The organism is Mucilaginibacter sp. P4_E8 (assembly GCF_056401495.1).
Genome location: NZ_JBFUJG010000410.1, coordinates 1 through 1024 on the forward strand (window position 1 = coordinate 1; position 1024 = coordinate 1024).

2 protein-coding genes are annotated in these 1024 nt (G+C 32.1%); one reads left to right on the forward strand and one right to left on the reverse strand.

Annotated features, from left to right (window positions below; all coding sequences use genetic code 11):
* The first annotated feature begins 178 nt into the window (after window positions 1–178).
* On the forward strand, window positions 179–793 hold the full coding sequence (locus tag AC1DRQ_RS31795) for a tetratricopeptide repeat protein (protein WP_429395710.1): 615 nt from the start codon (window positions 179–181) through the stop codon (window positions 791–793).
* Window positions 794–817: 24 nt separating this feature from the next.
* Here the strand turns inward: AC1DRQ_RS31795 and AC1DRQ_RS31800 are convergent, their stop codons facing one another.
* Window positions 818–985 (reverse strand): hypothetical protein, encoded by a 168-nt coding sequence (locus tag AC1DRQ_RS31800; protein WP_477430190.1) that lies wholly within the window; start codon window positions 983–985, stop codon window positions 818–820.
* Between the last annotated feature and the right edge of the window lie 39 nt (window positions 986–1024).

The following is a 1024-nucleotide window of genomic DNA, read 5'->3' on the forward strand; positions in this document are numbered from 1 at the left end:
ATCCAGGGCATCCTTGTAGTCTTTTGCTTTTTTAATATCATCGTCGGTTATACCGGCGCTATTGTTTTGATTTTGCATGTATTAAATATTTGTATGGAATGAAAATTGAATTACAAAATAATTTGGCTGTTTTTGTGTAATTACTATATTTGTTAGTAATAACCTTATCTATATTAAATTGAAAAATCTAAAATTATCACTGCTTATTATTTCATTATTTTCCCTTTTTTCCTGCAGTCGCTCTGCCGAGTCCTATTTTAAAGAAGCTAACGATAGCTTGTATATAGGCAACAATTACAAGATAACCGCCGAGCTTTATTCTAAAGCTATAACTCTGAAGCCTGATTATGCCGCAGCCTATGTTAATCGCGGGCACGCTAAATTGGGGTTACAAGATTATTCCGGGGCACTAATTGATTTTAACAAAGCACATGAGCTTGACCCAACAATTAAAGAAGTAAATTATGGAATAGGCGTTGCGAAAGATAACCTGAAAGATTATGATGGTGCTATAAAAGCGTATACCAAGTGTATTGATGATAAATCTAATTTAAAAGGTGGTTATTTAGCCAGGGCCGATGTTAAAGAACAAATTAAAGACTATCAGGGTGCTTTAGACGATTATAATCAAGGTATAAAGCTTTCAAAGCCTAAGGGCTATTATTATTATAGAAGGGGTGAGCTGAAAATAAAAATGAACGATAAGAACGGTGCATGTTTAGATTTTCACAAGGCACTTGATTTAGGTGAAAAAATATTTTCCAAAGATGAAATTGATAAGTATTGTAAATAACTACCAATTATTTATATCGATTTTTCACCTATTGATTTGAGCAAAGGCTTGTAAGTCCTCAGAAAATTCTGGTAGTTTACTATTAACTCCATTGATGGAGTTTTTTAAAGCATCCATTGCATCTTTATAGTCTTTTGCTTTTTTAATGTCATCGTCGGTTATTGTTATACCGTTGTTGTTTTGATTTACCATAAATTAAATGTTTATAATGCCAAATGGCATGAATTAAAT